A 21,963-nucleotide genomic window follows, 5' to 3' on the forward strand; every position below is an offset into this window, starting at 1 on the left:
GGTATGTGATCGCATCCGCAATCTTGACGGATGGCATGCTTTCGGCTAGGATCGAACTAACCCGCTCATATGCGTGACGTTGGCGGGGAACGTCATCCACAGTAGAGGTGAGCATGGGCGTAGCGCTCAATCAAACTATCTTTCGTGCGTATGATATTCGCGGTATCGTTGAGGTTGATCTCGATGAGGCTATTTATGAACGGTTAGGCCGTGCAACCGGGACGCTCTTTCGCAATGAGGGCCGGCAGCGGATTGTCGTAGCCCGTGATGCTCGCCTCAGTTCACCGCGATTTCAAACCGCATTGATTCACGGTTTGCGTGCCACCGGAATGGATGTGATCGATATTGGTATGGTGGCAACGCCGGTGATGTATTTTGCGGTTGAGGCGTTGGGGGCTGATGCCGGAGCCATTGTTTCGGCCAGTCACAATCCGCCGGAATTTAACGGTCTGAAGTTACGCCGTGCAGAACCGCGCTTTGGGTCTGAACCACTACCATCGGCTGCTATTCAAGAGGTGGGACGGATCGCCGCTGCGGGGGAGTTCGTCCGGGGGAATGGTGGCTACGAGCAGGTGGACATCGGTCCGGCGTATATCGAATCGGCACGGCGCTGGATTGATTTCGGCGGTCGGCGTCCTCGCGTTGTACTGGATGGTGGGAATGGCGTGGCTGGGCCGCTAGCGGTCGCAATGTATGAGGCGTTGGGGATTGACGTTATTCCCCTCTTCATTGAGCCAGATGGCACCTTTCCTAATCATCATCCCGATCCTTTGAAGGTCGAGAATCTGCGCCACTTGCAGGCCGCAGTCCGCGAATACCGGGCCGATCTCGGTATTGGGCTTGATGGTGATGGGGATCGGCTCGGTGTGGTTGATGGTCATAGTGAGGTAGTATTTGCTGACCGCTATCTGATCGTGCTGGCGAAGGCTCTCCTAGCGAAGCGCAAAGGGCCGGTGGTCTTCGATGTGAAGTGTAGTGCGGTGTTGCCGCAGGCCATCCGCGAGTTGGGTGGTGAACCGGTGATGTGGAAGACCGGCTACACCAGCCTGTCGGCGAAGATGCGCGAGATTGATGCCGTACTGGGGGGAGAGCTGAGCGGGCATACGATCTTTCCATTCCCAGGGCGGTACTTCGACGATGGTGCGTTTGCCGGTGCGGTGCTCTTGCATGCGCTATCAGAGCTGGGACAGACGCTCAGCGAAGCATTGGCGCCGTATCCGGTATTACCCTCAATTGATGAAGGACGAATCCCGTTTCCTGAAGAACGGAAGTTTGCAGTGATCGATTTCTTACGCGAGCGATTTACCGGTAAGTACCCGATTATTGATATCGACGGGGTGCGCATCGATTTTGGCGATGGCTGGGGGCTGGTACGTGCCTCAAATACCGAACCGGCAATTACAACCCGCTTCGAGGCGCAGACATGGGAGCGCGTGCAAGCAATTCGCGATGAGATGTTGAATGTCGTCGAGGAGTTCCGCACACGGGCATGAGCGCGTATCGACGCCCTTTCCTACAGTCCTGGGAGGCAGCCTATACTGCCGGATTCACGCTCGAACAACTGCGTCGTCGGGCAATGACCGTCGGGGTGGCATTGGCCCAACAACGTGCGCGTTGTTTGATCGGTTTTGATACGCGCTTTCTGGCAAACCTCTTTGCCCAGACGTTGGCTCACGACCTGGCGGCGCAGGGGGTGACAGTGCTGCTTGCCAGCACGCCAACACCCCTGTCCGCCATCCACCATGCGCTCGATCAGAAGCAGGCCGATTGTGCGTTGTATGTGTCGGCTCGTAATCGCCCTTACTATATCGGTGGGTTGCTCCTGATCGCTGATGAGAAGTCTGGTTTGAGTATTGCGCCGACATCTGCCCCGCTGCCAGACGTTGAGTTTCCACCACCCGCGCCGAGTATAGCGACCATTGATATTCGTACACCCTACATCGAGGCCCTACGCCAGGCGATTGATCTGGAAGCCATTCGCCGCCTCCCACTAACCTTCTTCGTCGATGCTATGGCCGGTACGATTGCCGGTATCATCACGACTCTGTTCGGTGAAGGGGGGCAGACACGGGTCATTGAGATTAATCGTGATCCAGACCCGCTCTTCGGGCGGGGTGCACCGCAACCGTTTGAAGCGAGTCTTCAACGGTTACGGAAGCTGGTGCGGGAGAGCGATTCACACCTCGGATTAGCGATTGCCGGTGATGGCACTGCACTGGCTGTGGTTGAACCAGGTGGCGAGGTGCTGGAACCGTTTGAGGCTGCGCTGTTACTGGCTGGTCATCTTGCTACGCACTACCGGCAGCGCGGCCTGGTGATTGCACCACCGCCAGCCCCAAATAGCCTGTTACAGGCTCAGCCGAAACAACTGGCTGCATGGCAGGAAGCAACCGGTATGAAGCTCGAACTGGCCAGTGATGGTCTGCATACCGAACGGCAACCGGTTGTGGCGATGACGGCGAGTGGTGAAGTGGCGCTGAGTCGCTGGAGTTCTTGCCCGGATGGATTGCTGGCCGGTCTGTTCTTTTGCGAAGCAGCGGCGCGGGGTAACGGCGGTTTGCGCACGTTGTATGCTGCGCTGCGTGCTCAATTCGGTGTTCAGTAATCCGTTGTAGCGTGTCTAATCGGGTAGAATAGAGGTCATGTCACGCCAGTCAGCTCCTACCCTGATACTGCACCTGAACGATGCGCCGCAGGGCAATAGCGCTGGTATGATAGGAAGTCGCAGGGACACGGCCTGCCGTGCCCCTGCGGACGACAACCCACCAGCGACTCGCTGGTAGCACACGTGGTAACGCTTCAGTACGAGGGTCACACCTGGTTGAGCAAAATGTGGTATAACTCATGAAACACATTGTCAGTCGTCTAAGTGCATTGCGCCACCTGCTGCCATCCCTCTCCCTGACCTTTATCGGGATCGTGCTGCTCTCGCTGGGGGTTGCCTACCTCTTTATTCACGCTTATCGTACCGTCGAAGGGTTGCCCGACGTGGTCTGGTGGCTGACTCTGCAATTTTTGCCGCGCCCACTGCGCGGTCTTCTGCTGCTAGCAGTTGGGCTGCTGGTGCTGGCGGGGGGTATCTGGCAGCTTAGCGGCGTGGTAGTCATTCCTCGTCCACAACAGTTGCCTGCCGATGGTGAGCTGGTATTGGGTTATGATCGGGCGCGTCGGCCACGCCGGGTTGTGGTTATCTCCGGCGGTGCCGGGATGTTGATTTTGTCGGGATTGAGCGATCAGGTTGATCGCATGACGTGTATTGTTCCGATCACCGATCCGGTTGAGTATTACTATCGTGCTTCGGGGTTGCTGAACCAACCAAATGTCTATTACGTCGTGCCAACCCCAGAACCGCTCGAAGTGATTGCTGAGCTTGATGATTGCACGCTGATCGATGTGCGCCACATTCACCTGCATCCTGAACTGGCGGAACGGTATGTGCGTCAGTTACGATTGACCCAGACGACGCTCCCGCAACTGACGCGGGTAACCCTGGATGCGCTGCGTGAAGCTGATGCGATTGTGTTGGGGCCGGGAAGTCTCTTCGAGAGTATTCTGCCGAACTTTCTGCTGCCAGAGTTTGCCGAAGCGGTGCGGACAAGTAGTGGGAAGAAGATTTTCATCTGCAATTTAATGACCGAGCCAGGACGAACGAGCGGTTTTCGCGTCGCCGACCATATCCGCGTGATCAGAGAGTTTGCCGGTATCACCCCAGATTATGTGCTGGTCAATGCCCAACGCATTGATCCGGAGACGACGCGCATCTATGCTGCGGCCCACCAAACACCAGTCTATCTCGATCCGAGTGATTACGAGGAGCTGGCAACGATTCCTGGCGATTTGCACGGTCAACGTGGGGTGATGATTGAGGGTAGTATGGTCATCGAGGCCGATTTGTCAGCAGCAGTTATTCAGTACACGACATCACTCGATAATCCACAGCAGAGCCGGGCAGTACGGGTGCTGCGTCACGATGGCCAAAAGCTGGCAGCAGCCTTACTTGAGTTGCTCCGACGGGCGTAAGTTGTTGGAGTTGCGCTGCTCCTGGTAGTGAGAGGGGACACGCCTCAACCTTAACCCACCCCGCTGGGAGCAGGAACCAATGGTACAGGATGGTTCACACTGTCGCGAGCTGGTTTGGAGGAGTAATACCTCGCCAGAAGCATGCCCGCAACGCCTTCACAGCAGGGGGGTTGGGATGGGGTGGGATCAACGTGACCGGAAGCCATCTGGAGCATGTCCATCTCCACTCCCCATTCCCCCGCTGGAAGCGGAGTGAGGGCCAGGTGTGAGGTGAGGGTGTCACGAGCACCTGCTCCTCACGACCACCATATTCGATATAACGTCTGGACTACGCGAGTCACAAACAGCAGCGCGGCAGCACCGGCTGCCGCACGCTAATACTCAGATAGTGAGATTGTCAGCTTCCTGGTGGAAATATCGAACGTGACGGTGAAGGTAGCGATTGCGGGTGGGGTGTGTCGTGTCCTGACGGCAGGTGATTATTCCCGTTAATTGACAATGTTGGTGGTTCGGGTCGTGGTGGTACCGGATCGGGCTTCGGTGTCGTTACGGCTTTGCGGGTTGGCGCCATCGGATCGGGTTGCTTGAGAAAGTCGAGCAGAATGCTGTGGAACTGCTCCGCTTCATCAACAAATGGAAAATGACGGCTCCGTTCCATACGGACGACCTGCGCCATCGGGACATGGACGAAGAGCTGAAGCTGGTTGGGATTCACAATCTCATCGTGCGCACCGTGGACAACCAGTGCCGGCACCTGTAACCGATCCAGCAGAGGGGTAAGATCGGTGCGCCACATCGAGTGGATTGCCGACCGAATCGTGTCGGCGGTTGATTTGGTGCTATCTTCAAATACTTCGTCAACTTCGGGATCAAGAGAGTCGCCAAAGAAAAACCGGAACAGTGATCGACGTAGCCAGGACCGGCGGGCAAAAAATTCGGCGAAGAAGGGCCGATCCACAAGTTTTAGCATCCACGAGAGTGAGTTGCCGTTAATGGGTGCACCTACCGTAGCGACTCGTACTACCCGTCCGGGATGGTCGAGTGCTGTTTTCAACGCAACCATGCCGCCCATTGAATGCCCAACCAGCGCTGCCCGATCAATCCCCATGGCATCAAGAAAGCGGACAACCTGGTTGGAATAGCCCTGGATCGTGGGCATTTCGTTCGTGCGCGACTCACCAAATCCCCAAAAATCGAAGGAATAGGTGCGGAAATGCTGGGCAACGATCTCCATCGAGGTGTACCAGTAGCGCCAGCTTCCTAGCCAGCCATGGAGGAAGACGACCGGCTTGCCGCGACCAAACACTTCGTAGTGAACCCGTTGATTGTCGATAACGATGATGCTCATGCTGGCCTCGCCGTTGAGGAAGTGCCGACCGCACGAGCGCGCAGTTGAGCCACGCTGGTTTCGCGCTCGTGGAGCGATCGGCGTAACCGCCACTGTAGTGTTGCAATATCTTCAGAAATGCTGCGTAGATGGGCCATCTCTTGTTCAAGTTCTTCCAACAAAGTACGCGCTTGCAGGCCAACCGATACGTTTGTCCGCTCGACGGATAAGGCTGCCATACGTTCCTGAATAGCAGCTAGCAGGCTGAGCAGGTTGGCCCAAGACTCGTTGTCGTATACGTCTTGTTGACGCTGCTGCTGCCCACGCAATTCGATCCAGCGTTGTATCTGCTGTTGGAGAGCGGTGATCCGTTCTTCCAACTGTCGGATCGCCTGTACATCAATATCGGCGGCTATTCGCTGTGGTGGCGATGTCGTCAGTTGCGTGAGCTGCTGTTGCAGGCCGGTGATCGCCGAGCTGAGCTGGGACTGACGCTGTGTAACCGCTTCCTGTTCGTTGAGCATGTCGAGGAGCATCGTGCGCAACTGTTCAGCCTCTCTGGCACTGCGTCCGGCCTGTTGCTGCAAAAGATGCGGCACATACCAGAGCAGGATGAAGAGCAGAGTGATGATGGCGATGCCAAGGGCAACAAAGAGTGCAGTCATAGCAATCCTCCTGATCTCTACCCATAGTATATCGACAAGATTGAAACAGGGGCCAGATCAGTGGATGACATATCGATTACGTGCCCAAACGACCCTATCGTGACCGGCCAGATCACGTTCTACACCGGTTTCAGCCATCGGCAACGCCTGACGTAGTAAGTGTACCACAGATGCAGCCTGGGTTGCACCGATTTCCAGCAGGATCGCCCCGTTGGGTTTGAGATAGGCCGGAGCAGTAGCGATCAGGTGCCGGTAGCAGTCGAGACCATCGCTGCCGCCATCGAGAGCAAGGTGTGGTTCGTGACGATAGACTCCTTCATCGATGTCGGCCAGAATGGTGTATGGTGGATTGCTGACCAGCAGATCGACCGGGCCGGGGAGTGGTGTGCAGAGATCACCTTTAAGCAGCCTGATTCGGTCATCGAGTTGATAACGAGCAATGTTGGTCGCGGCTACTGCCAGCGCATCAGGACTGATGTCAACGCCGTAGATCAGGGCGTGCGGCAGGTGTATAGCCAGTGCAATTGCAATAGCACCGCTACCGGTGCCGATGTCGGCAATGGTCAGTGGGGTGTGGTTGAAGCGTTGCGCTTCCTTGAGAGTCAGTTCAACCAGCAACTCGGTTTCAGGGCGCGGGATGAGCACGCGACGGTCAACGAACAGATCAAGGCCAAAGAACTCGCGATGGCCAATGAGGTACGCAACCGGCTCACGGTTGGCCCGACGTTCAATCAAGGCATTGAAGGCCATCTGTTGCTCTGGCGACAGGACATGATCGCGTTCGGCAACGACTTTTGCCCGCGACCAGCCCAGAATGTGGGCAAGCAAAAGTTCGGCATCAAGCCGGGCGGTCGGTGAAATTGTGCGCAATTGGGTGATTGCATGCTGAATGGCTTGTTGGATTGTCATAGGGTTATTGTAGATGAGAACGTATCTCATAAAGCTGTGCGGTCGTGCTCCCCAACCATCGCACAGCCGCGTGAACGCATGTCAGGCACCAACGACTGTATATACCTTGCTGACAGCACACCGGTATGGAAACGAGGAGGCTGACGACCATCTCTGGTGCCATCAATCACTGAATTGGTTGCCTTACCCGCTCGTTATGCGCGTGTCACGACGTGTGACGTGCGGTAACCATGATGCCGCACGCCACACCACGCTCCACGGGCAATCCTCTCCGAAACGTGATCACCTGCGAGCGGAGCTGGAGGGACGGGTTCTGAACCCGCCCCTACAAAATCCGCCCTTACCGAATCCGCTCCTACAGCCCTCCTACACGCCCATTCCGTATCATGCAGGAGACACCCCTGGATCGCCGCGCAGGGGACGAATAGTCACAGTCACCGCATATCCGGTGATAGGCGATGATGCCTGTATCACTCAAGATGCGTTATCAGCAAAGAGATGCAAGAGGGACGTATCATACGTCGCCCCGCTTGTGGAATCCCTTTTTGTGGGGTGTACAACACCCGCCGATCACATCCCCACAATACCCATCCCACCACGCCCGGCGCGTCGAATCCGCTCGATGGTTGACCAGTGTGGGGGCACCGGTACACGGGTGGGTTGCATCCCCTGAGCAATGAGCCGCATAGAGTCGCGCCAGCGCGTTGGCAGGGTTACGAGTTGTGCGCTTGTCTGGGCAGCCTCTTCCGTCAGGATGACCATGATTGCTGCCACTGCGGCTGCTGCCTCTTCTGCGGTCGGCGTGCCGGTGGTCGTGATCTGCATCGACGTACTCCTTCATCGTCTAACGTTCGCGTAACGTGTCAATAAACGTTGTACCATTGCGCGCTGGGCGGCCAGTTCGCGCTCTGCCGGTAGCGGCGGTAAGACATATTGGGAGCCGTACCGTCGGCGGAGGGCCAACTCAAGCAGGTGATCGGTCAGTTGGGGGTTTTTAGGCAGTAATGCACCATGAAGATAGCAACCAAAGGTATTGCGATAGACCGCCCCTCCTTTGCGATCCTGGCCGTTATCGCCGTAGCCGACCAGTACTCTGCCCAGTGACCGGACGCCGGGTCCGTGAAAGGTGCGGCCACTGTGGTTCTCAAAGCCAACCAACTGCCACGCCTCTTCCCCCAAATGCACTTCGATCACAATATTGCCGATCATCCGCTGTTTGCCGGCTATGGTATGGACATCCAGCACACCCAGACCGGGTAGCCGTTCACCAGTATGGGTCAAAAAGTAGTGACCGAGCAACTGATAGCCACCACAGATCGCCAGCACTACCAGGTCAGCTTCGATGGCTGCCCGCAACCCTGGCCCCTGTCGTTCGATCAGATCGCCTGTAATCAGCGCCTGCCCACTATCCTGTCCACCACCAAAGAAAGCCAGATCGATGGTTTGCCAGTCAATAGTGTCGCCAGGATTGACCGGCACAATTTCCAGGTCGATACCGCGCCGCCGACAACGTTGACGCAACGCGATCACATTGCCGCGGTCACCATACACATTCATGTGTTCCGGGTAGAGATGGGCAAGACGCAGGGTTGGGTTCATACCTTCAGGCTCGTACCAGATAGTCGCCTTCGCCAATCCAGGTGTAGGTGGTCAATTCCTGTAACCCCATCGGGCCACGAGCGTGCAGGCGATTGGTTGAAATTGCCACCTCGGCACCCAACCCAAACTGACCACCATCGTTGAAGCGCGTGCTGGCATTGACAAAGACAGCAGTGGCATCAACTTCACGGGTAAAGCGCTCAGCACTGATCGGATCGCCGGTCAGAATGGCTTCGGAATGACCGCCGTACAGGGCGATATGATCGAGTGCATCATCGATGCTACCCACGATCTTGATCGCAACGATCAAAGCCAGAAACTCGCAGCCAAAATCGTTTGGGCTGGCCGGTTTCAGGTTCCAGTCTTCGTGTCCAGGTGCATCGGCGAGGATTGCCAGCGCTTCCAGATCACAGCGCAATTCCACACCGTGCTGAGCGAGGGCAGCGGCGACCAGTGGCAGAAAGGTCGGTGCCGCAGCACGATGCACCAGAAGCGTATCAAGCGCGTTGCAGGCTCCCGGACGCTGCACTTTGGCATTGACAATCACCGGTACCGTGCGGGCAAAGTCGGCACTTGGCTCAACGTAGATATGGCTGACCCCCATTCCCCCAACGATTACCGGCACCGTTGCGTTTTCGACACAGAAACGGTGCAGACCGGCACCGCCACGCGGAATGATCATATCAACATAGCGGTCGAGGCGCAATAATTGCCGCACCAGTTCACGGTCGGGATCGGTAATACTTTGCACAGCAAACGATGGCAAACCGGCCTGTTCCAATGCCAGCGCAATCACCTCTGTTGTTGCCGCCACACTGCGCGCAATATCACTCCCACCGCGCAAAATAACGGCATTACCGGCCTTCAGACAGAGCGACGCAATATCAACGGTCACATTTGGGCGAGCTTCATAGATCGCACCGATCACACCAATCGGCACCCGCCGTTTATAGAGGCGCAACCCGGACGGTAACTCACGCCGATCAAAGATTTCTCCAACCGGATCGGGCAAAGATGCCACTTGCCGGCAATCGCCGGCAATCGCCGCCAGACGCGCCGGCGTCAGCAGCATGCGATCAACAATCGCCGGTGGCGTCCCGCCCTTTTCTGCATCGGCAACATCGGCAGCGTTGGCAGCCAGAATCTCGTCTTGTCTCGCCAGTAGCCCATCAGCAATCGCGCACAGGGCTGCATTCTTCTGTTCGGTTGAGAGCTTTGCCAACGCACGGGCTGCCGTCTTTGCCCGGCGTCCAATTGCTTCCAGGTCAACCATCGTGCGATCCTCCCCGATCCTGCTCGTCATAGCGACGTCGTTCTGATTCCAGATAGTCACGTGCGCGCTCGAAGCGGTCTGCCAGTTCACCGCGTTGATATGCCTGCCAGAGCAACCAGACCGCAGCCAGGGCCAGACTGCCGCCAATGATCATCAGCGGCAAGAGCGCTCCTACGAAGAGGTTGGAGGTTGCGATAACCAGCATCGCGGCTGCGCCGAGCGCAAATGCCCATCGGCGACGCGATCCGGCCGCACTGCGCCGGAATTGTTCGATCAGGAGCAGGCCGATGACGAGCGCAACAACAACACGAATAAGCTCAGGACTCATACCTTGATCCTACGGTCTTCTGTTTTCAGCATTGTACCACGGACAACCCGCCCGGTGGTAAGCGTCCGGTTGATGTGGATGGGGACAGAATGAATATGCCGGCGGCGATAGTATGAAAGTCGCCTTTGTAAATGCCCGTTATATCAACGCTCGTCGCCAATATGCGAGAGTGAGCTACGCTGAAAGACATCCGTTCACCGAGCGGTTTGACAGTGATGCACTCGTGTCACAAAGGTTTTCCAATCTTGACTGACACTGGGGGCGGGAAGCACTAAGTGAGCGCACCGGAGGCGCACGCTCCCAGGGTATGGCACCCACCCTTGCCCGCCCCCGCTGGGGGCGGGAACCACCTCCCGCTGGCGTGCGCTGGTACAGAGAGGTCATACCACATCTGAAAACCACAATGCCTGGGCATGCAATGCAAGCCGTGCCCTTGCGCCACCCCCTCGTATGGCAATGTGAACCGACACGGACGTAGGGGCGGGTTCAGAACCCGCCCCACCCCTACGGAACCCGCTCCTCCGCAATCATCCAGATGACCCCACAGATAGTACCGGAGAAGACGGCTAGCTTCGGATGCCTGCATAGTCGGTGCCGGGCGGTGATGTACCGTATCACGCAAGGTTTGGTATGCTACCCGGCTAGAAGCGAGCACGGTGCGCTGGTGCAGGTGACAAATGCGCCGGCGGCGCACGCTCCCAGGGAATAGCCCCCACCCTTGCTCGCCCCCGCTGGGGGCGGGAACTACTGAGGGTAGCCCATGCAATAGTGCGCCAGCAATCTCTCGCCACGGTCGAGCCGGGCTATCGCCACCACGCCCGGTCAGGCGAGATGATCAGAGGTGCTGAGCTAAATCCATCAATCTGACAAATCACGACTTGTGGTACTATACCATGATAAGGCGATGATGCCCGTCGTGGTGACGGGCATTTTTGTGTGCTTATTTCAGAAAACGAGGTGAGGGCTATGTCCGTTGGGGTGGCTTATACGCTGACCTTGCGCTGCCAGATTGAAAATCGCCCTGGGATGCTGGGGCGGTTGACCACCTTGATCGGCGAAGTCGGCGGTGACATCGGTGCGATTGACATTGTGCGCGCTGAACGAAACATTCTGGTTCGCGATATTACGGTGCGCGTACAAGACGAGCAACACGGCGAGCAACTGGTAGCAGCGATTAATACGTTGCAGAACATCAAAGTGCTTCAGGTAAGTGACCGTGTCTTTCTTACCCACCTCGGCGGCAAACTGGCCATGCAGAGTCGCGTACCTCTGAAGACGCGCGATGATCTTTCGCTGGCCTACACTCCTGGTGTGGCCCGTGTCTGTCGGGCAATTGCCGATGATCCGGCGAAGGTGTACGCGCTGACCTGGAAAGGCAACAGTGTGGCCGTTGTGAGCGATGGTTCGGCCATTTTGGGGCTGGGCAACCTGGGGCCGGAAGCGGCGATGCCGGTGATGGAGGGCAAAGCGATTTTGTTTAAAGAATTGGCAAACATCGATGCGGTGCCGATCTGTCTGCGCTCACAAGACCCTGAGGTGATTGTGCAGACGGTGGAGCAGATTGCACCGAGTTTTGGTGGCATTAACCTCGAAGATATTGCTGCTCCAAATTGTTTCATTGTCGAGGGTCGGCTCGAAGAGAGTCTCGATATGCCGGTGATGCACGATGACCAGCACGGGACAGCGGTAGTGGTGTTGGCCGCTTTGCGCAATGCGCTACAGATTGTGGGCAAGCGGCTGGCCGATGTGCGGGTGGTCGTGAATGGGATCGGGGCAGCCGGCACGGCGATCATCCGTGCGCTGATCGAAGCCGGGGTTGGTGAAATTACTGCTGTGGATCGGTTTGGGATTCTGGTCGAAGGTGATTATGCCCGTCAGACCCCGATGCAGCGGATTATTGCTTCACAGACAAACCGGGAACGACGGCGCGGTGATCTGGCGGTTGCGTTGCGCGGCGCCGATGTCTTTATTGGGGTCTCGAAGGGCAATATCCTGACGCCTGACCATATTCGGGTGATGAGTAGTGATCCGATTGTCTTTGCGCTGGCTAATCCGATCCCCGAAGGCGATCCCGATATGTTGCGTCAGTATGCGCGTGTGGTTGCGACTGGCCGCAGTGATCAGCCGAATCAGATCAACAATGTGCTCAGCTTTCCCGGTATCTTTCGTGGTGCGCTCGATGTACACGCAAGGCGTATTACCTCGGCCATGCGGCTCGCTGCCGCCGAAGCGCTGGCAACAGTGATTCCAGCGGAAGAGATGAATGAAGACTACATCGTGCCCAGTGTGTTTAACCGGCAGGTTGTGCCAGCCATTGCCGCTGCTGTGGCACAGGCAGCAATTGCCGAAGGGGTGGCGCGGCAGACGCATATGCCGGGTGATTAGCGGTTGGCCGATGCGACACGAGACCGGTATCGAGCATGGTGGCGGCGGCACGCTGCCGCACGCCAAAACGCGCCACGGGCATGGTTGGGCAAAGAAGGAATCTCATTCAGCACGAGATTGCAAATCCGGTAGTGGAGAATACATGAGTCGCAATCCAACTATTACCCTTCCCGGCGCTCCGCACTGTGCATAAGTGCCGGTATACCTTTGGGAACGTTCAAGGACGAACGGAACACGTGAGTGCAGGTAAGAGACAGTGCCCGGCGGTGTTTTAATAGCCCTCACCTCCGGTACCTCTCCCACGTAGCGCGTTATGCATTAACCACATGTCACACAGCAGCCATTATGACGCATCATAACACATCCTGATGGTCACGGCGCATCGTTCATCACGCACACCAGATGATCTGCGCTCCACAGCGTCCTGCTGCATTATCAGCACGACAGCGATACCGTTCCTGTGGCGCAGCCTTCCAGCCCGCGTACAGGCATTACCACCACCGTCGTCAGGTACTAGTCGTGGTCGCTGGTGCGCAGGCTAGCCCCACACAACCCGCCGATCTGGGTCCCCCGCTGACGGCAAGCTTTACCACGGCGTGAGGTGGGGCTTTAACCCGCCGACTCGCCGGCCCTCATCCCCGGCCCCTCTCCCGAATTACGCGGGAGAGAGGAAGATAAGAAACTCGTTACGGGTCTGTCTGATAGCTAGATGTGTATTCCCCCTGAATGCACACGCGGAAGCGGTGAGTTCAGAGGTTTGGACTGGAGCTTTCTGGATACGGCAGAAGATGCATTGGCCGGAATATTCTGTCCGCTCCTGAATATCGTCGGCACGGGGTTTTGATCAGATACCCCTACTCCTCGCCGCGTAATCGGCGCAATTCACGTTCCAGCTCGCGTAGTCGTGCCTCAACCGTTTCGCGGGCCTCGGCTTCACGGCGGGCCTGTTCTTCGGCAGCAGCGCGGGCCTCGACTGCACGGCGGGCCTGTTCTTCGGCAGCAGCGCGGGCCTCGGCTTCACGGCGGGCCTGTTCTTCGGCAGCAGCGCGGGCCTCGGCTTCGCGCCGGGCCTGGGCCTGCGCCGCTTCTGCCAGTTCCACCATCGCCGTGTAGTTCCCCAGCACCTCCCCGCACTCGTTATAGCACACCACGTGGTTATCCTCAATCCCCAACCACAACCGGGCACTCTCCAGATACACCCGTCCGTGCTCGTCCGACGGGTGCAGCACGTAGCGCTCTCCCACCAGCCGGTAGTCCAGCAACCGCAGCCGGCGCGTCGCTTACCGCGCCAGATAATCCACGATCACGTACTGTGCGACCCCCGCCCGCGCATAGTGCTCGACTTTATGCACTAGATCGTTCTCACGGGTCTCCGGCGAAGTGATTTCAATGATCAACGCCGGGCGCCGCCCCTCTTGCGCGACATCGAACGTGCTCCAGTCGTCTCGTTGGGTGAGTCCGGGAATGACCATCACGTCCGGGCCGTGTGGCCGCAGGCCGGGCACGTCCCAGGCGATGCGCACATCACTCAATACAATGGCTGTGCCGGGACGGTCGAGGCACAAGCGGAGCACATCGGTCAGATACATCCGGTCGGTTTCGTGGCGGTCGCTATGCACGATGAAGTCTCCCACCTCGGGATGGAGGACATCGTCGAGGATGAGCGGCACCTGCTCGAGATGATGCGGGTCGTCGGGGGTAGGACGATGCACAAAGCGCCAGCCGTAGCGAAACGGGTCGTTGGCTGGGGCCGATGGTGGGTCGGAAACCAGCGTGGTTTTGGGCAACGGTTGGCTCATAATGAAACCTCCCTGCTGGGGTGGGTAGCGGTTGGGAACCAGTTCTGGGGTGGTATTGTACCACAGCGGTCATCTGGAATGCTGGCCGATGATTGGTGATGGGGTGCGCACAGAGGGCACTGGTACGAGGGAAGCGTAAGCGTGGCATAATGCACTCCTGAGAAAACACGGTGTTCTGATATATAAACCGTGTCAGGAGTGCAAAAGTGACGCGGATATTTGCAAAAGATGGTGAAGAAAACCGGCTGAGTGGGTGAGCACGCCGACGGATACACAACGCAGAAGGTTTGTAATACAAACCCAAGTTGCTACCTTTATCACCACAGAGGCACAGAGGACACAGAGGATGGGCATAACCCGCGCTGCTACCGTAAAGTATGACGGAGTGCGCCTACAGGAATTGGCTGCTACCCACATCGTTCAACAGGTACGCTGCATGATGTTGTGCACAGCGTCGTGCTGTTCATCATAGCAGTAGCTTCACGTGACCTGCTCACAGGGGAGGAGGCAACTTGGGTTAATCTAAGGTTGATCCTGACGTTACTCCTGATCGTGGACGCGCTGATCCCTCTCTCCTGCGTCTATGAAGACTCAGCAGAGGCCTGCCGGTGGCGATCTAAGGCGGGGATGATCACTCGATGATGCGCATCGTGGCGCAAGGACAGGGATACTTGCACCGTGGCCAGACGATGTTGCTACGATGCAGCGAATTGGGCAGACACCACTTATGCTTGCTAGCGGGTACGATGGACGCGGCAGTACGTCTGCCGTGCGTCGCAACGCGCCACGGTGTCGTTAGGTATGGCGAGGTTATGACCCGCGATTGTTCAACCACGTGCGCCATTGCGCTTCGAGCGTTGGCAAATCGATCCCGTAGACCTTCTGATAGTCAGCACTACCGGGTGTGCCGGCACCACTGCGGTAGAGATCATCAAAAGCCGCCCGACCATATGTGATGATCAGATACTCGACAAAGCTGGCCCACTGGTAATAGAGGGTATTCATCTCGGCTGCTGGTCGACCGAGGTGGCCGGCAACCAGGGGGAGCGATGGCTGAGTACCGACAAATGTGCGAAAGTCAGGCTGTTGGCCCAGCCAATAGCGCCCTGCTCCCCAGGTTGCCCATCCTTCAAGCAAGATCGGATCGCTGCGGAGATGATCAGCACCGTAGTAGTCGTGGGCCAGTTGGTGCACGAACTCGTGGGCAAGGATGTTGACAGCACGGGTTGGAGGGAGGGCAGAGCAGGTAAACACCTGCACTTCCCGAATATCGGTATAGGCCACGCCGTGCAGGGCACAGTCCGGTGAGGCGTTGATATGCACCGCAATCGGTGCTATTGGGGTGATCGCTGTGCGTTCACTGACATACGCCAATGCGGCATAGAGATCGGCGGTGATGGTCTCAATGCTGACGCTGGTGGGCAGTGCCTGCGGCGCGACAGTAATGCGTAGCAGTTCGGTGTGTTGCGGCTGCGCAACACCGCTGAGCACTGGTACCGCAGCGACGACATTGGCTTCAGCAACGAGTGGGGCCAGGCGCGGCGGTGGTTGTTGCATGCGCACAATGATGATCGCCGCCGCCAGGCCGATCAGGCAGAGAGAGATTGTGATCCAGCGTGATCCCCAACTCATTGCATTATCCGTGGCGCAGGCCACGCTCCCTATTCGCTGATGACCTCGTACCGTGCCCGTTCGCTGGTGTGTGGGGTCACTGCAATCACGACCAGGACGCCGCGCTCGTCGGCGTTGAGGGTTGCGGTCACAACTCCATCTGCAGCTGGTTCCAGAACATCTACTGAAACCTGACCGTCAGTGGCTGTACGAACCAGGCGTAGCTCCCACAGTTGGGGTAGATCACCGTCGATACGGACAAACCCTGCCGCTTCCCAATCACCTGTGCCGGCTTCGACATCATCACGAAAGCCAATTTCGGGAATAGCGATGTTGTCGATCAGGATGCCCGGTGCATGGACGCCCTGGTCGTTAATTGACCAGAAGCGCAAGAGAATCTCCTGACCGGCAAAGGGGGTCAGATCCATCTGCTCGGTCACCCAACGTCCGCGCAGCCCGTCTTCAACATTTGCCTCGGGACGGCCTGAGACACCGGTGAGGCCGTGACCGTAATTAACCCCTTGCGGATCGTAATCGGTCGTCCAGCGTCCGGGCAGCGTCTCCCAGGTCTGCCCACCATCGGTTGAAACGGTCACAAAGGCGTAGTCGTAATCATCTTCGATCTCGAACCAGGTATCGAACGTCAGTGTCGCAGTATTCACGCCGCGCAAATCGACAGCACGGGTGAGCGTGGCAACACTATCATCGCTGCGATTACTCCACCAGGCGTAGCGACCGCGTGGCATCTGACCGGCGATGCGTACCGTCTGATCGCCGCGGAAGGTTACCGTGCGGGTATTGCGGGGAAGAGCGAGATAATCGACGCCAAACTGGACAATATCATCGCTGTAGCGATTGTCGATTGACGTGGGGCGTACCTTTGCCGGTAACAGATTACTCAATTCGGTGCCGGTCTCGTAGGTATAGCGTCCATCAGCAACCCGTGGATCGTTAATCAGGTTGGCAACCGCCCAATCAGCCATCAACTGGCGAAAGTGGGTGATGTCGGGTCGGGTAGGGGCTGCCAGTGCGACAAACGCCTCAAGGTTATTACCGGCGTTGGCGCGGATCAACGGTCGTAACTGCTCCTCGCCGGCATATTGAGCGTAGATGTAGCGCATGAAGAGGTGGGCTGCACCGTAATGCGCACCTGACTGACCGGGGGCAAAACCCCAGCCGGTCAACTGAAGGTCGGTATTACGCAGGTACACCGGGATAAAGCCCTCGCTCTGAAAGCCGTTGAGGTCTTCGGCCAACTGCGACATCCCTTCATTGAGCCACAATGCACTGCCCGGCTGCTCATTCTGATGGATCATGTGCTGGAACTCGTGCGCCAGTACATCAAGGTAGGTATCGCTGTCAAACGGCATCAGCTCAATGTTCATAAAGAACATCTCCCGCTCGTTGCTATAGCGATTGATCTGGCGCGGTAGCGAGTCGCTCGATGAGTAGTAGCCGAGAATCTGGCGGCTGCGTTCAACGGCATTCAGGATGGTAATCCGATTATCGCCATCAACACCGGGTTGAACTTCGCTGCCGAAGATTTCGCGGGTTCGCGGATAGATCTCGGTTTCAAAGGTACGGGCAGCGCGTTCGAGGGCGGCCTGGTTGTACGGTACCCCCTCTTCGACATACATCAAGACAATCGGTCCGGCATAGCGTAACTCAGCAGTAATCTCATACTGGGTGTCGTCGCTGAAATCGGTTACGAAGAACGAACGCCGTTCCCCGACCTGTACCGTAAGTGGCTCTGTATGGGCTACATAGGGACACTCGGCGGGGGCGGGCCGGCAGGCACCGAGCTGGCGAGCCAGATCTACCTGATCACGGGGCAGGCGATTGACTGCATCGAGCAGGGCTATCTCGTCCTCATCAGAGGTGGGTATCACACTGACGGTAGTTGGTGGTCGGGGTGGCGCATCGGTCGATCCAACAACCGGTGTGACGACCGTGGTTGGTTGCTGGGGTGGTACGGCAGTCGATCCGGTGACCGGCGTGATAACGACGGTCGGGGTGGAGTGCGGAGGCTCGGTTGGCGACAGACAGCTGCTGAGCAGTACGAGCGCTACAACAACTATTAGCGAGGTTCGTTTCATAGTGATACGCAATCAGTATTTCGGTTTAAAACTGGTAACAGAGAGAGCTTTACTTTATAACTACCTTCAGCATAGCAGAACTGTCAGTAAAGTTGTTTTGTTGTGAGTAGATTGTTTAGCCAGGATGGTTAGAGTTGGTGCTGCTATCGCAGCCAGGCTGGTTATTCACTCACACTGACAGGTATCCTTCCGAGAGATGGAAAATGTCTGGGCAGAGACATGCATTTGCAACCTGATCGGTCGATTGTGTGCTATCGCAATGGATTGTCGAGCAAGTACCTCGCTGATAATGCGCTGACACAAACGGCACTGTCTTGTTATGCGAACCCAAGTTACTACCCATGCTATGAGCAGGCCACTGAGGCTGACTGCCAGGATGCATTACACGACGTGGTGCGGAACACCGTGCAATGTCACCGCATGAACGATTTGAGTTACAGCCAGTTCCCACGGATGCGCTACGTCACGCCTCAAGGCAGCAACTCGGGTGACTCCCATTATCTGTGTCCTCTGTGTTTCTGTAACAACCTGAGTTATGTAAGGACGACAGAACTGCAAACAACGAGAGCTTGTCTGTTGCAGACAAGAGTATTCTACCTCAAAAAGGGCATCACTCGCCATTGAGTGATGCCCGGAGTAGGGAAGGAAATCTAGGTCAACGCGCTGCGCAGATGTGGCTTACGCCGCCATTGTTGTATTGCCACTGCGATTAGCCATCGCACGCAGGCGCGAAATGCGCTTGTGGGTTTCGGGATGGGTACGGAAGAGGCTGGCCAGACCACCCAACACCGGATTGACAATGTACATGTGGGCCGTTGCCGGACGAGCGTCATCCATTGGCATACGGCCGGCAGCCCACTCCAGCTTCTCAAGGGCACTGGCTAATGGCAGGGGATTGCCAAGAATCTGTGCGCCGCCAGCATCTGCCATGTACTCACGCGAACGCGAGATTGCCATCTGAATGATAAGGGCCATAATTGGTGCCAGCATGGCTGTCAAGATACCACCGACTAGTCCGGCAACACCACCACCATCCTCCTCATCATTACCGCCAAAACCGGCGAAGATCATGCTCCACATCACCATATCAGCCAGCATACCGATAGCACCGGCAATAGTGGCTGCAATGGATGAGATCAGGGTATCGCGATGCTTGATGTGTGCCAGCTCGTGTGCAATGACGCCGGCCAACTCCTCGCGTGTGAGTAGACGTGCAATTCCGGTGGTGATAGCCACTGCACCATGCGCCGGATCACGACCGGTAGCGAAAGCGTTGGGAGCATCGGTTTCGATAATGTACACGCGCGGTTTGGGAATACCTGCCCGCCGTGATAGCTCTTCCACCATCGTGTGAAGTTCAGGTGCCTGATCGGGTGTGACCTCCTGCGCACCACTCATCTTGAGAGCCAGTTTGTCGGAGAACCACCAGGCACCCATATTCATCACGACGGCGAGAACGAGCGCGATGATCATCCCAATTTGCCCACCAATTGCACCACCAATCACAATAAAGAGACCAGTGAGTAGTCCAAGCAAACCAACGGTCTTCAGGCTATTTACCAGCATCGTCACGGCAGTTCCTCCACTCTATACTTCGATCCTGCACAGGATGTCGTTTTCGCATCGTCAGTATATGGCATCACGATGTTCTACCAAAGGGGGGGCCTCTCCTATTGCATTGGGGAGAAGTTCCCACAGGCAAGGGTTTTTCACCACAGAGACACGGAGGGCACAAAGGGAAGGGTTTTTCACCACAGAGACACGAAGGGCGCAGAGGCAAGGGTTTTTCACCACAGAGGTGGGAGATCACGGAGGGAAGGATGCTATCCAGTAGTGGGGATGCTATTGTACGGCGGGCTTCGACCTATATACCAGTATCTGGCCGAGGAGACGCTATCTTGCCCTCTACTCTGGAAGGTTGGGGTAAGGAGCCGGCATATCCGTTTCCCGCTGCCCAAACCCCTCTTCACCATTGATGGCCGGGAGTTGGAAGGCGAGGGTGGCAGCGGGTAGATGCAGTCATCGCCACTATAACGGCTTCAGTCCCGCTTCAATCTGTGCCCGACGCGGTTCGAGGAAGGGGGGCAAGGCCAGCCGTTCGCCCAATGCATCAGCAGGCTCATCAACAGCAAAGCCCGGCTCGTCGGTGGCTAATTCAAAGAGGATACCGTTAGGTTCGTGAAAATAGAGGCTGCGAAAATAGTAGCGATCCACAATACCGCTGTTTGGAATGCGCAATTCGCGGAGTCGCTGCGCCCAGGCCTGGTGTTCGGCAAATGTTGGCACCCGGAATGCGACATGGTGTACGCCGCCAGCACCGGGTTGCGCCGGGGGGAGGTGAGGTTGGGCAACGACGTGTACCTCGGCTACCGGGCCACCTGTCCCCATAGCATAGACGTACACGGTGTCGTCGGGGTATTCAGGGTGAGGATAACGACGCTGTACTTTCATGCCCATAACCATACGGAGCACGGCATCGGTCAGACCGGGACGTGCAACGCTTAACATAACCGGTCCCAGCCCACGGATCTGGTGTTCGACCGGCACCGGACTCTGCGGCCAGGGAACAAACTCGCCGACACCGCCATCATCAACGAGCATCAGGCGCTGACCTTCCGGGTCTTCAAAGTCGAGGGTGAGCCGGCCATCCCGCAGCACAACCTCACCAACGTGAACACCCTCGGTGCGCAGGCGTTCGGCCCACCACTGGAGCGTCTCAGCACCATTGACGCGCAAGCCGGTACGAACGATGCTATGGGTACCACGTCGTTCACGGGGTAATGGCCAGTCAAAAAAGGTGAGATCACTACCGGGTGAACCGGCACCATCGGCATAAAAGAGATGGTAGGCACTGGTATCGTCTTGATTGACGGTGCGCTTGACCAGGCGCATCCCAAGCACGCGGGTATAAAAATCGTAGTTCTGTTGAATGTGCGCAGAGATTGCGGTGACGTGATGAATGCCTGTAAGTTGAAGCATAGTTCGAGACAACTTTCCAACTAAGGCGTGCTATCGCAGATCTGGCGGTGGTACCAGGCCACGCTGAACTGCGACGATCGCCGCCTGTGTACGATTACTCACGCCGAGTTTCTGAAAAATCTCGCTCAAGCGATTACCAACTGTCTTTTCGGCCAGACTCAGCTTGAGTGCAATTGCCCGATTGTCGTCACCTTGTGCAAGCAGGGCCAGAATATCGCGTTCTCTAGGGGTAAGCACTTCGTTGAGCGCTGGTGAGGTGTCGTTGCGACGTAGCAGATCGAGTACCCGGGCAGCAGCACTGCCGGCCAGGGCAGCTTCACCACGGTAGACGACGTGAATTGCTTCGATTAACTCGGTGGCATCGGCATCTTTCAACAGGTAGGCATTGGCACCAGCACGCAGTGCTTCGAGGACGGTTTGCTCATCGCGGTGCATGGTGAGCACAACACAGCGCGTTTGCGGGCTGACCTGGGCGATCTGGCGTGCTGCCTCGATACCGGTCATGACCGGCATCGAGACATCGAGCAGCGCGATGTCAGGTTTGGTAGTGCCGGCCACTTCAACGGCGGCTGCCCCGTCACGTACCTCAGCCACCACTTGAAAGCCGCCTTTGCGTTCTAAAATCTCGCGCAATCCTTGCCGAAACATGGTGTGATCATCAGCAATCAGGATGGTGATTGGATTGCTCATACATCCTCCATTATGAAGAACAACAGTGATGCGTGATCTGCCTCGCTCTCTTTCCTAATCTCAGGTAGGGCAAAAGATGATTGACCATTGGGCTGATACGTTGGCTACATCACCGGCCGTTGTGTCGGTGTCACTACATGCATCTTATCACGATTTGACAGCAACGGACAGGACTGTTATCGATAATCCGTGTGATGACCGTAGCGGCGATGTTCTGGAGGTAGTGTGGGGTTCAAGCCTGAGTCGGTAGGGGCGCACGTCCGTGCGCCCCTACCGGTACCG

Annotated in this window: 16 protein-coding genes and 1 pseudogene; 4 read left to right on the top strand and 13 right to left on the bottom strand. The window is 57.1% G+C overall.

Translation table 11 applies throughout. The annotated features are described in order from the left end of the window. Nucleotides 1-113: 113 nt before the first annotated feature. The 3 genes from VAE57_RS03385 (at nt 114) to VAE57_RS03395 (ending at nt 4,020) form a co-directional block, all read left to right on the top strand. Nucleotides 114-1,493 (top strand): phosphomannomutase/phosphoglucomutase, encoded by a 1,380-nt coding sequence (locus tag VAE57_RS03385; RefSeq protein ID WP_322820494.1) that lies wholly within the window; start codon nt 114-116, stop codon nt 1,491-1,493. Continuing rightward, the gene (locus tag VAE57_RS03390) at nt 1,490-2,605 is read left to right on the top strand and encodes a phosphoglucomutase (protein ID WP_322820495.1); all 1,116 of its coding nucleotides are present in this window, start codon (nt 1,490-1,492) and stop codon (nt 2,603-2,605) included. Before VAE57_RS03385 ends, VAE57_RS03390 begins: the two co-directional genes overlap by 4 nt. Nucleotides 2,606-2,844: 239 nt before the next feature. After that, nucleotides 2,845-4,020, top strand: coding sequence for a gluconeogenesis factor YvcK family protein (locus tag VAE57_RS03395; protein WP_322820496.1), 1,176 nt, complete (start codon nt 2,845-2,847; stop codon nt 4,018-4,020). Between the two features lie 397 nt (nt 4,021-4,417). Here VAE57_RS03395 and VAE57_RS03400 read toward each other — a convergent pair whose 3' ends face one another. The 7 genes from VAE57_RS03400 to VAE57_RS03430 form a co-directional block, all read right to left on the bottom strand. Further along, on the bottom strand, nt 4,418-5,368 hold the full coding sequence (locus tag VAE57_RS03400; protein ID WP_322820497.1) for an alpha/beta hydrolase: 951 nt from the start codon (nt 5,366-5,368) through the stop codon (nt 4,418-4,420). Continuing rightward, nucleotides 5,365-6,012 (bottom strand): hypothetical protein, encoded by a 648-nt coding sequence (locus VAE57_RS03405; protein WP_322820498.1) that lies wholly within the window; start codon nt 6,010-6,012, stop codon nt 5,365-5,367. Before VAE57_RS03405 ends, VAE57_RS03400 begins: the two co-directional genes overlap by 4 nt. Before the next feature lie 57 nt (nt 6,013-6,069). After that, complete coding sequence (gene prmC / locus VAE57_RS03410; protein WP_322820499.1) at nt 6,070-6,921, bottom strand: peptide chain release factor N(5)-glutamine methyltransferase; 852 nt, start codon at nt 6,919-6,921, stop codon at nt 6,070-6,072. A 570-nt stretch (nt 6,922-7,491) separates the two neighbouring features. Further along, nucleotides 7,492-7,746 (bottom strand): hypothetical protein, encoded by a 255-nt coding sequence (locus VAE57_RS03415; RefSeq protein WP_322820500.1) that lies wholly within the window; start codon nt 7,744-7,746, stop codon nt 7,492-7,494. Between the two features lie 12 nt (nt 7,747-7,758). Beyond that, nucleotides 7,759-8,520: a glutamine amidotransferase gene (locus VAE57_RS03420; protein WP_322820501.1), complete on the bottom strand. Its 762-nt coding sequence runs from the start codon at nt 8,518-8,520 to the stop codon at nt 7,759-7,761. Nucleotides 8,521-8,524: 4 nt separating this feature from the next. Continuing rightward, nucleotides 8,525-9,793, bottom strand: coding sequence for a glutamate-5-semialdehyde dehydrogenase (locus VAE57_RS03425; protein WP_322820502.1), 1,269 nt, complete (start codon nt 9,791-9,793; stop codon nt 8,525-8,527). Then, a complete protein-coding gene (locus tag VAE57_RS03430) occupies nt 9,786-10,121 on the bottom strand; it encodes a hypothetical protein (RefSeq protein ID WP_322820503.1) in 336 nt (111 codons plus the stop codon). The genes VAE57_RS03425 and VAE57_RS03430 overlap by 8 nt, the downstream gene beginning before the upstream one ends. A 966-nt stretch (nt 10,122-11,087) precedes the next feature. On the opposite strand from VAE57_RS03430, the gene VAE57_RS03435 reads away from it, so the two are divergent. After that, a complete protein-coding gene (locus VAE57_RS03435; RefSeq protein ID WP_322820504.1) occupies nt 11,088-12,506 on the top strand; it encodes a malic enzyme-like NAD(P)-binding protein in 1,419 nt (472 codons plus the stop codon). A gap of 854 nt (nt 12,507-13,360) precedes the next feature. On the opposite strand, the pseudogene VAE57_RS03440 reads toward VAE57_RS03435, so the two are convergent. From VAE57_RS03440 to VAE57_RS03465, 6 genes and pseudogenes are all read right to left on the bottom strand, one after another. After that, a pseudogene (locus VAE57_RS03440) lies at nt 13,361-14,305 on the bottom strand (Uma2 family endonuclease). Between the two features lie 810 nt (nt 14,306-15,115). After that, entirely contained in the window at nt 15,116-15,937 is an 822-nt protein-coding gene (locus VAE57_RS03445) for a hypothetical protein (RefSeq protein ID WP_322820505.1), read from the bottom strand. A gap of 29 nt (nt 15,938-15,966) precedes the next feature. Beyond that, nucleotides 15,967-18,012 (bottom strand): immune inhibitor A, encoded by a 2,046-nt coding sequence (locus VAE57_RS03450; protein ID WP_322820506.1) that lies wholly within the window; start codon nt 18,010-18,012, stop codon nt 15,967-15,969. 678 nt (nt 18,013-18,690) lie between these two features. Continuing rightward, a complete protein-coding gene (gene htpX / locus VAE57_RS03455; RefSeq protein ID WP_322820509.1) occupies nt 18,691-19,578 on the bottom strand; it encodes a zinc metalloprotease HtpX in 888 nt (295 codons plus the stop codon). Between the two features lie 462 nt (nt 19,579-20,040). Next, complete coding sequence (locus tag VAE57_RS03460; protein WP_322820507.1) at nt 20,041-20,991, bottom strand: ring-cleaving dioxygenase; 951 nt, start codon at nt 20,989-20,991, stop codon at nt 20,041-20,043. A gap of 30 nt (nt 20,992-21,021) precedes the next feature. Then, nucleotides 21,022-21,681 carry a response regulator transcription factor gene (locus VAE57_RS03465; protein ID WP_322820508.1) on the bottom strand — a complete coding sequence of 220 codons (660 nt, stop codon included), beginning with the start codon at nt 21,679-21,681 and terminating at the stop codon, nt 21,022-21,024. Nucleotides 21,682-21,963 lie beyond the last annotated feature (282 nt).

The sequence above is a fragment of the Chloroflexus sp. genome, assembly GCF_034434295.1.
Taxonomy (GTDB): Bacteria; Chloroflexota; Chloroflexia; order Chloroflexales; family Chloroflexaceae; genus Chloroflexus.

Bases quoted from the DNA above. Each gene is read 5' to 3' on its own strand.
- VAE57_RS03385 (WP_322820494.1), top strand. From the start codon at position 114: ATGGGCGTAGCGCTCAATCAAACTATCTTTCGTGCGTATGATATTCGC.
- VAE57_RS03390 (WP_322820495.1), top strand. From the start codon at position 1,490: ATGAGCGCGTATCGACGCCCTTTCCTACAGTCCTGGGAGGCAGCCTAT.
- VAE57_RS03395 (WP_322820496.1), top strand. From the start codon at position 2,845: ATGAAACACATTGTCAGTCGTCTAAGTGCATTGCGCCACCTGCTGCCA.
- VAE57_RS03400 (WP_322820497.1), bottom strand. From the start codon at position 5,368: ATGAGCATCATCGTTATCGACAATCAACGGGTTCACTACGAAGTGTTT.
- VAE57_RS03405 (WP_322820498.1), bottom strand. From the start codon at position 6,012: ATGACTGCACTCTTTGTTGCCCTTGGCATCGCCATCATCACTCTGCTC.
- prmC (WP_322820499.1), bottom strand. From the start codon at position 6,921: ATGACAATCCAACAAGCCATTCAGCATGCAATCACCCAATTGCGCACA.
- VAE57_RS03415 (WP_322820500.1), bottom strand. From the start codon at position 7,746: ATGCAGATCACGACCACCGGCACGCCGACCGCAGAAGAGGCAGCAGCC.
- VAE57_RS03420 (WP_322820501.1), bottom strand. From the start codon at position 8,520: ATGAACCCAACCCTGCGTCTTGCCCATCTCTACCCGGAACACATGAAT.
- VAE57_RS03425 (WP_322820502.1), bottom strand. From the start codon at position 9,793: ATGGTTGACCTGGAAGCAATTGGACGCCGGGCAAAGACGGCAGCCCGT.
- VAE57_RS03430 (WP_322820503.1), bottom strand. From the start codon at position 10,121: ATGAGTCCTGAGCTTATTCGTGTTGTTGTTGCGCTCGTCATCGGCCTG.
- VAE57_RS03435 (WP_322820504.1), top strand. From the start codon at position 11,088: ATGTCCGTTGGGGTGGCTTATACGCTGACCTTGCGCTGCCAGATTGAA.
- VAE57_RS03445 (WP_322820505.1), bottom strand. From the start codon at position 15,937: ATGAGTTGGGGATCACGCTGGATCACAATCTCTCTCTGCCTGATCGGC.
- VAE57_RS03450 (WP_322820506.1), bottom strand. From the start codon at position 18,012: ATGAAACGAACCTCGCTAATAGTTGTTGTAGCGCTCGTACTGCTCAGC.
- htpX (WP_322820509.1), bottom strand. From the start codon at position 19,578: ATGCTGGTAAATAGCCTGAAGACCGTTGGTTTGCTTGGACTACTCACT.
- VAE57_RS03460 (WP_322820507.1), bottom strand. From the start codon at position 20,991: ATGCTTCAACTTACAGGCATTCATCACGTCACCGCAATCTCTGCGCAC.
- VAE57_RS03465 (WP_322820508.1), bottom strand. From the start codon at position 21,681: ATGAGCAATCCAATCACCATCCTGATTGCTGATGATCACACCATGTTT.